Annotated in this window: 8 protein-coding genes; 4 read left to right on the top strand and 4 right to left on the bottom strand. The window is 44.6% G+C overall.

The features are described from left to right. Positions 1-559: 559 nt before the first annotated feature. A complete protein-coding gene (smpB, locus tag QUA00_RS35550; protein WP_006631384.1) occupies positions 560-1,027 on the bottom strand; it encodes an SsrA-binding protein SmpB in 468 nt (155 codons plus the stop codon). 127 nt (positions 1,028-1,154) lie between these two features. Between smpB and xrtO the strand changes: the two genes are divergently transcribed. Together xrtO and QUA00_RS35560 are read left to right on the top strand one after the other, a co-directional pair. Next, entirely contained in the window at positions 1,155-2,720 is a 1,566-nt protein-coding gene (gene xrtO, locus QUA00_RS35555) for an exosortase O (protein WP_333413238.1), read from the top strand. Continuing rightward, positions 2,698-5,598: a TIGR02921 family PEP-CTERM protein gene (locus tag QUA00_RS35560; protein ID WP_333413240.1), complete on the top strand. Its 2,901-nt coding sequence runs from the start codon at positions 2,698-2,700 to the stop codon at positions 5,596-5,598. The genes xrtO and QUA00_RS35560 overlap by 23 nt, the downstream gene beginning before the upstream one ends. Before the next feature lie 180 nt (positions 5,599-5,778). Here QUA00_RS35560 and QUA00_RS35565 read toward each other — a convergent pair whose 3' ends face one another. Both QUA00_RS35565 and QUA00_RS35570 read right to left on the bottom strand, forming a co-directional pair. Further along, entirely contained in the window at positions 5,779-6,081 is a 303-nt protein-coding gene (locus tag QUA00_RS35565) for a Rieske (2Fe-2S) protein (RefSeq protein WP_333413242.1), read from the bottom strand. Between the two features lie 173 nt (positions 6,082-6,254). Beyond that, positions 6,255-6,506: a peptide ABC transporter substrate-binding protein gene (locus tag QUA00_RS35570; RefSeq protein ID WP_333413244.1), complete on the bottom strand. Its 252-nt coding sequence runs from the start codon at positions 6,504-6,506 to the stop codon at positions 6,255-6,257. Between the two features lie 121 nt (positions 6,507-6,627). Between QUA00_RS35570 and QUA00_RS35575 the strand changes: the two genes are divergently transcribed. After that, positions 6,628-6,870 (top strand): helix-turn-helix transcriptional regulator, encoded by a 243-nt coding sequence (locus QUA00_RS35575; protein ID WP_333144653.1) that lies wholly within the window; start codon positions 6,628-6,630, stop codon positions 6,868-6,870. A 50-nt stretch (positions 6,871-6,920) separates the two neighbouring features. Next, positions 6,921-7,163, top strand: a complete 243-nt coding sequence (locus QUA00_RS35580) for a helix-turn-helix domain-containing protein (RefSeq protein ID WP_015175929.1) — start codon at positions 6,921-6,923, stop codon at positions 7,161-7,163. Positions 7,164-7,230: 67 nt separating this feature from the next. Here QUA00_RS35580 and QUA00_RS35585 read toward each other — a convergent pair whose 3' ends face one another. Then, positions 7,231-7,467, bottom strand: coding sequence for a helix-turn-helix domain-containing protein (locus tag QUA00_RS35585; RefSeq protein ID WP_015175931.1), 237 nt, complete (start codon positions 7,465-7,467; stop codon positions 7,231-7,233). Between the last annotated feature and the right edge of the window lie 170 nt (positions 7,468-7,637).

Below are 7,637 nucleotides of genomic sequence, written 5' to 3' on the forward strand. Positions count from 1 at the left end.
ACTTGAAGCCTCCCATGTCTATAAATGACTATACTTTTACCAGCTATGAGGAGATAAGATATAGCATTTCTCAGTAACATGAGGTGTTCTTGGGCATAGGGCATAGCGCATTGGGCATTGGGCATAGGCATAGGACTCGCCCCCATACCTCACCACGCTTGAGAAGCGCTATAACTCTAATTATGTTTGTAGTGACCACGAAAGCCCTCAAAATTCTCAACGGGGGATATCAAACAATTTTATGATGGGTAATTAACCGAACTAGATTTAAAATAATCAATCACTAATCACCAATTACCAATCATTAATCACTCATGACTCCTGAGTAATAAACATCTCCATAAATTAACTTTCAACCTTCAAGTAGCAAAGATTTTAGTTGATTTTTCGGAGATGTTTGATGACTAATGACTAATGACTAATGACTAATGACTGTTGACTGTTGACTGGGGAATTGATGACTAATGACTAATGACTGTTGACTAATGACTAATGACTGTTGACTGTTGACTAATGACTAATGACTAATGACTAATGACTAATGACTACTGACTCATGACTAAAATTGTTTCATCGCTCTTTCCATATCCCGCTTGTCTTCGCGTTTCTTCAAATCTTCACGCTTGTCGTACAGTTTTTTCCCTTTACCCAAACCGATATCCAGTTTTACCCAGCCGCCTTTCAAATACATTTTTAACGGCACTAAAGTCAACCCTTTTTCTTCCACTTTGCCGATTAATTTGCGAATTTCCTGCTTGTGCATCAGCAATTTACGTGTGCGGCGGGGCTCGTGATTAAAATAGTTGCTAGCACTTCTCCAAGGCGAAATGTGAACGTTGATCAGCCACAGTTCCCCGTTCCGAACTAAACCATATCCGTCGCGCAAATTGGCTTTTCCTTCCCGAATAGATTTGACTTCGGTTCCCTTCAACTCGATTCCCACTTGGTATGTCTCTATAATTTCATAGAGATGGCGCGCTTGTCGGTTATCGCTAACAATTTTGTATCCTGGGCTTTTTTCGCTCATTTTTACCTCCGATAAAATTAATTATTATAACGCTAGCTTCTCTGTAGAGAAAATCGAAGCTTGACAAAACTTAAATAATCGGTCTGGACATTACCAATTTGGCTGAGCTAAGATGTCACCAACGTGAATGTCAAGCGGTATCATGCAGCGCACCAATATCACTGATTCTGCAATTCCAGATTCTGTTACTCCTCATCCTGCGGTTTATTTGGTTTGGCTGGCTCCTTTTTTGCTGGCGCTTGCTTGGTTTTCGGCCAATATCTCGGCTGTTAAGTGGCTGTTATCCTCGTTTGTTGAGATACCCACACTGTACAAGATAGTAATTGGCTTTCTGATTGTAGCATTAGTAGTGCGATCGATTGGGAACTCGGATCGCCCGCCCGGATTTTCGCCCCATTTCGTTTTGAGGCGAGATCCGCTGCTATTGATGTTGGGTGCGGGTATTTGCTCGATCGCCCTTCAGTACATAATTGATATCAAACAACTTACTGTCCTGCTATTTATCCTCGGAACTTACGGGCTGTGCGGCTTATTGGTAGAGCAGAACTTTTGGCAAAAAAACTTGCCAGTTGCGGGCTTGCTGGCTTGTATTTTACCATTCAACAGTCAGTTTAATAGCGCATTAGGTTTGCCGGCGCGAGTGCTGACTGCTCAGGTAGTAGAACAGTTGCTCTCAATGCTGCACGTTGGGGCTATTTCTTCTTATGATATTATCCTTTTGGAAAACGGCATCGCTCACGTTGACGTGCCTTGTAGTGGCATTAAAACTCTCTTAGTCGGAACGCTATTTTTGCTAGCTGCTACCTGGCTGGAAGCGCGTAAATTGAGCTTAAGATGGCTAGCAGTCGGCGCTGCTAATCTCTTAATGTTGGTGTGTGCTAACACTGCGCGGGTTGCCGTGTTAGTCCTGGTTTCAGAAGTTTTTCAACAGCCAAACATAGCACAAATTATGCACGTTCCTCTGGGAATTGTCGGTTTAGTATGTGCTTGTTTTGTGACGTGGTTAATGCTGCAACGAGTACCGAAATTTCAGCCAGAAAAAACCAGCGGTATTTCTGGAAAACCCAACTCAGAAATACTCGAAAACCACCCTTTAGCCAAACTAGGAATAATTGCAGCAGTCACAGTTTTGGCAGTCATGGCTCAACTGTCTCATGTAGAAACGTCAAAAATGGCGATCGCACCTTTAACATTACCTGAATACATTAAATCCGAGTCGATTCCCCTCAATCCTAGCGAACAAAAATTCTTTGGCAACTATCCAGACACGCAAACACAAAAAATCAGATTTGTCGCCGGCAACTTGCGCGGTTCCATGCTCACAGTAGCGAGCACATCCTGGCAAACTTATCACGCCCCCGAGTTGTGTTTTGTAGCCAGCGGAATTCCCGTCAATGGCATAGAAAAAAAACAACTAACTCCTTCAGTAACAGCGCGCTGGCTGTCTCTCAAAAACAACCAATTATCAGCAGCATACTGGCTGCAATCTGCACAGCAAACTACCGATAACTTCATGTCCCGTATCGGCAGCGACCTCACCCACAAAAATCACAATTGGGTGCTAGTTTCCATTTTATTTGACAGTTCGTTACAAGCCGAAAATCAGGAAGTAAAAGAGTTGGCGAGTAATGTATACACTACCGTTAAAAAAAGCTTACAAGGAGAAATAAATGAAAATCAAACAGGTATTTGATGGAATTTTTAAAACAATTTTTTGGGTCTGGAATTTGACATTTTTATCGATTGTTTACTTGGGAATTTTGCCTATTATAGGAGGGCCATTAATTAAGGCGACAATCGATGGCATCATCCCGCTAGAGTTTTCTTTGACGATGGCAGCTACCATCGCAGTACCCACTGTATGTACAGTAATAGGAGCTAGGCGTTTTGGCAAGCAACCCCTACAGCTAATGCGTTGGTTTTACGGCGTAGAAGCACCGCTATTTTTGCTGTGTTTGCTCCGCTTGTTCCTGCTGCGAGAACTCACCCCAGCTAGTTCTCAAATCATCGCTACTATTGCTTTGTGCATAGCAGCATTTTCAGTGGAAATGCTGTACGGATATCTGGGTAAAAGAGAAAATGTTCAAAATATTTTCGATTCCCAGAATTCCCATAATAAACAGCCTCGTTTTTTCAGGTTGATCGGAGAAAAGCGAAGTGCGTGGCTGCAATTAGGATGTCACAGTTTAATGGTAGTAGTTGGCATTTGGGCGGCAACCTTGCTGATTTATTACGCTGTACCTGTGGCATTGTATACACTTTATGGATTCTTCTTTGTCGTCATTCAATTTTTCAAGTTTACATGGGTTTCACCATTTCTGGAGATGTTTAAATACGGGGACTGGGCCTCGGCTTTAATTTGGATACCGCTATCGTTTATATTGTTTGGTTTAACCTGTAGCTTGTTCGTTGTCATGCCTTCGCTGTACGGCTTTCTCTACATTCATTCCGGGCGGAAAATATGGCAGAGTTTTGCTGCACAATACGGGAAAAATAAAGCGCTAATCGGAAGTTTGGGAGTCATAGCAGCTTGGCTGGCTATTTTCTCCGCTTTGCAGCAGCAGCCACAAGTTGCAGTAATGAAAATGCTGGCGACTCCCCCCGCAAATGACACGGTTCGCCAAACTTTATTAGCCAAGTCTGATATGATTCGATCCGGCTTAGTTAACGCTTATTTGTCCCCTTACCGCTACCTCAGCACTGTGGGAGAAAATAACCACATTTATGAGATATACAAAAATATTTGGATTTTCCCTGACGGAGCGGCTCAAACCTTGCAGAACAGCTATAATTTTTTAATGTCGCCGTTTTTGTATCAAGGCTCTAGTGCGGATGTAGAAAAAGCGGAAAAACTCTACGGCGAATTCTTCGATACGGAACTGCAAAAAGGCGAGACAGAAGCAGTAAAACACGCGGTGCAGTCAACATCAAATCGCGAAGAAGCAAAAGCCGGTTTGCTGAATGTCAATCAAGAAAAAGTATGGCTGCAGTCGCAAGAAGTGACAGTCAAAGAAAACGGCGATTGGGCAGACGTTCAACTCTACGAAGTTTACAAAAATCAAACGCCGAACTTGCAAGAAGTATTCTACTACTTTTCCCTGCCGGAAAGCGCTGCAGTTACAGGAGTTTGGCTGGGAGATACTGGCGATTTAAACAAACGTTTTGTATTTACGGTATCGCCTAGAGGTGCCGCCCAGCAAGTCTACAATCAACAGGTAGTAGAAAGAGTCGATCCGGCTTTGCTAGAACAAATTGGCCCCAAACAATACCGTTTGCGGGCTTTTCCAATCCCGGCTAAACGAGAATTTACCCCAACTGAAGGGCCAACGGAAATGCACCTGTGGCTTACCTACAAAGTCATGCGCCAGCCCCAGGGTTGGGCGATGCCTGTTTTGGCTGAAAAACGCAACATTTTTTGGAACCAAAATACTCGCCGCACGATCGCCGGGAAAGAGGTAAAATACAGCGGGAAAGAAGCCAGAGAAACTTGGCTGCCCCCCTTTTTGCCCGCAGTCGCACAGCAACCGCTAACCGCGCAGCAGGCGATTCTACCGGGAGGAAATATCATTTCTGCTAAGCCGCTGGCTGATGCAAATTACTCGTTACCCCAAGGCAAGAAATTTGCAGTTATTCTCGATACTTCCCGCAGCATGGCGGTGGCAAGTAAGGAAGTAAAAGAGACTTTTGAATGGTTGAAAGCTAATGCAGCAGGCAAAAACGCTGTTGATTTGTATGTCGCTAGCGCTGCAGGAATGCCACCTAAGTTGGTGGAAGATGTACGCAATTTCGATGCGGCAAAGGTGACATTTTACGGTACAATCCAGCTCAAAGATATGCTGCAACAGTTTGCACAGTTGCGGGGCGATAAAAGTTACGATACTGTATTTTTGGTGAGCGATCGCCACAGTTACGAATTGTCGGACGATCGCAAACTTAAACTTTCCATCTCTTCACCCCTATGGACAGTGCATTTGGGAGGTTTGCCCCCCGGCTACGACGACGCAACTTTAAAGGCTATTCAAGATAGCGGTGGTGGAGTGGCTACAGATATGAAAGAGGCGATGCAGCGAGTAGCAACAACAGCAGCTTCGGGCGAATCTACAGTTAGCGTTGTTGACGGCTATGCTTGGAGTTATGCCAAAACCCCGCAGTCGAAAAAAATCGCCAAATCGGCGGCAGTTGTAGAGTCCAAAAATGCCGGAAATGAAGGCTTTAAACCGATAGCGGCGCGGCAGTTGATAACTGCACTTAGCAAGCAGAAAAGTTCCAGTCAATTAACGCAACTGGATGCGATGCACGCAGTAGCTAAAAATTTCAAAGTGGTGACTCCTTATTCTTCGATGATTGTGTTAGTTAATGACGCGCAAAGGGAGCAACTAAAAGCTGCAGAAGCTAAGAGCGATCGATTTGACAGAGAGGTAGAATCCGGTAAGGAGGAGTTGAGTAAGCCGAATAATCCTCTGAATGTTTCAGGGGTTCCTGAACCGGAAGAATGGCTACTGTTGACGGTAGGTGCGATCGGGCTTTTGGTGATTTTTCTCCGTCAGCGGCGCGCGAAAATGGTAGGTTGAAAGATGGTTCGGCGGTTGAAACCGCTCCTTGTCAAACAAAGTCTGCCTCCGCAGACTAAGAGAGTGAGGGGGTATTTAAGCCGGACTTGATATCAAATGTTAATCTACAGTCGTCTTGAGACGACTTGAGCTATGAGACAGGGGTTGAAACCCCTGTCGGACTTAGCTAATAACGCATAACTAATCTATTTCTACAAAAACGCGATCGCCCTCAATCTTTACCGGATAAGATTCCAGGGCATCGCTGGGTGCATTCAAACATTTACCAGTATCTAATTTGTACTGATACTTATGAAACGGACAGGTAATGATACCGCTGCTTACCTTACCCATGTCGATCGGATATTCTAAATGAGTGCAAGCATTGCGGTAACAAGTGACATTCATGCCTTGACGATTCAAAATCACTGAAGTTTCGTCAACTTTTACCTTCAAGACACCCGATTCGGGAACTTGATTTAGTCCTGTTATCTCTACCCACATATAATCTTTCTCGGTTTCAATAAATTATTGCAAATTCAATGACGATCGCCCGAAAGACATAGTGAACAACGAGCGATCGCGGTCTCATTCTAACGCCAACACCTCTTAAAGTCTGAATTGACTGTAGAAGCTGTTGGCGGTAATTCACGCCCGCAAAGAATGTTATATCACCCCTACAGCCGCAGGTAACGCATGAGAATGCTCATAACTTCACCGGGCTTTTGGGCAGGTTGCAGCGGGCTCCACTCGCTGACAGAGGCAAAACCCAAACAGTAAAGGATGCGAATGATGCTCCTCACCGCTTTGGGAGAACCTATCAGCAGGATTTTGACGGGTTCTCGATCGGGTGGCGGAGGCTCTGCTACAGGTACTGTCGCTGTAGCACTATCGGTTGCTGGGGGATTGGCAAGGAAGTTTTTCGACATAAGCGTTTTTTGTGTTCGCAGTGAACGATAATGTTGCCTATAAGCAACATTATCATTCTATCCTCAATGTTGCCTAGAAGCAACATTTACGAAGAGATCGCCCTCTGAGACAATCTGAGGCATGGCAAAAGCAGGCAAAGCACTCAAGCAGGTGCTGGAAACTTATAACATCAGTCAAAATCGCTTGGCTGTGACAATGGGCGTAGCACGTTCCAACATTCATCGTTGGGTCAATGAAAGTAGAGATCCCGTAGCAGAGGCAGTGTTGGACATTCGGAAAGCACTATGGCAAATTAACCCCGATGCCGCAGGGGAGTTCATTCGTTTGTATTTAGATGATTTGGAGGAAAAACTCGAAGAGTAATAATGTCCACAATCTTTACTTAGCTGCGAGCTTCTGAGAACATAGAAGCCATGAGTAAGGCAGGAAAGGCGCTGAAGCAGGTTTTAGAAACCTATGGCATCAGCCAAAATCAATTGGCAGCGACTATGGGCATTGGACGATCGAGCATTAACCGTTGGGTTAACGAGAATAGAGATCCGGCATCTGAAGCGGTTCTAGAGATTCGCAAGGGATTACAGCAAATTAATCCCGATGCAGCAGGGGATTTTATTCGTTTGTATTTAGATGATTTGGAGGAAAAACTCGAAGAGTAATAATATGGGCGATCGGCCTTAAATGCAGCAAGGGCGATCGGGTGCGACAATCTCCATAGCTCAGAAGTTAACCGTTTTCCTCGCCATTTCCCAGGTACAACCTGACGAATTCATCAGCCGCCTCCCGATTGAATGTCTGCAATGCTTGCTTAATCGCAAATACCGCCTCAGCAGATGGGTCTCGTTCTTCGCTCACCCAACGGCTAACGTTTGAGCGATCGATTTCCATCTTGGCCGCCAATTGATATTGACTGATATCGTATGCCTCTAATATTTTTTTGAGGGCTTTTCCTGCTCTTCCCATGCTCCCGATTGTGTCAGAGAGTCATGCTCCTGTAAACGTTGCTGATTGTCACCAATTGCGGTAAACTTTGTAGATTAAGTGCGATCGTTTTTTCCCTCTCAATTTAATTGTATGGCTCGTCAAATAGCTGGCAAAAGTATAGTCATTTATAGACATGGGAGGCTTCAAGC

Origin of the sequence: Microcoleus sp. T2B6, from assembly GCF_036700475.1 — a bacterium.
Taxonomy (GTDB): domain Bacteria; phylum Cyanobacteriota; class Cyanobacteriia; order Cyanobacteriales; family Microcoleaceae; genus Microcoleus.

Bases quoted from the DNA above. Each gene is read 5' to 3' on its own strand.
- smpB (WP_006631384.1), bottom strand. From the start codon at position 1,027: ATGAGCGAAAAAAGCCCAGGATACAAAATTGTTAGCGATAACCGACAA.
- xrtO (WP_333413238.1), top strand. From the start codon at position 1,155: ATGTCAAGCGGTATCATGCAGCGCACCAATATCACTGATTCTGCAATT.
- QUA00_RS35560 (WP_333413240.1), top strand. From the start codon at position 2,698: ATGAAAATCAAACAGGTATTTGATGGAATTTTTAAAACAATTTTTTGG.
- QUA00_RS35565 (WP_333413242.1), bottom strand. From the start codon at position 6,081: ATGTGGGTAGAGATAACAGGACTAAATCAAGTTCCCGAATCGGGTGTC.
- QUA00_RS35570 (WP_333413244.1), bottom strand. From the start codon at position 6,506: ATGTCGAAAAACTTCCTTGCCAATCCCCCAGCAACCGATAGTGCTACA.
- QUA00_RS35575 (WP_333144653.1), top strand. From the start codon at position 6,628: ATGGCAAAAGCAGGCAAAGCACTCAAGCAGGTGCTGGAAACTTATAAC.
- QUA00_RS35580 (WP_015175929.1), top strand. From the start codon at position 6,921: ATGAGTAAGGCAGGAAAGGCGCTGAAGCAGGTTTTAGAAACCTATGGC.
- QUA00_RS35585 (WP_015175931.1), bottom strand. From the start codon at position 7,467: ATGGGAAGAGCAGGAAAAGCCCTCAAAAAAATATTAGAGGCATACGAT.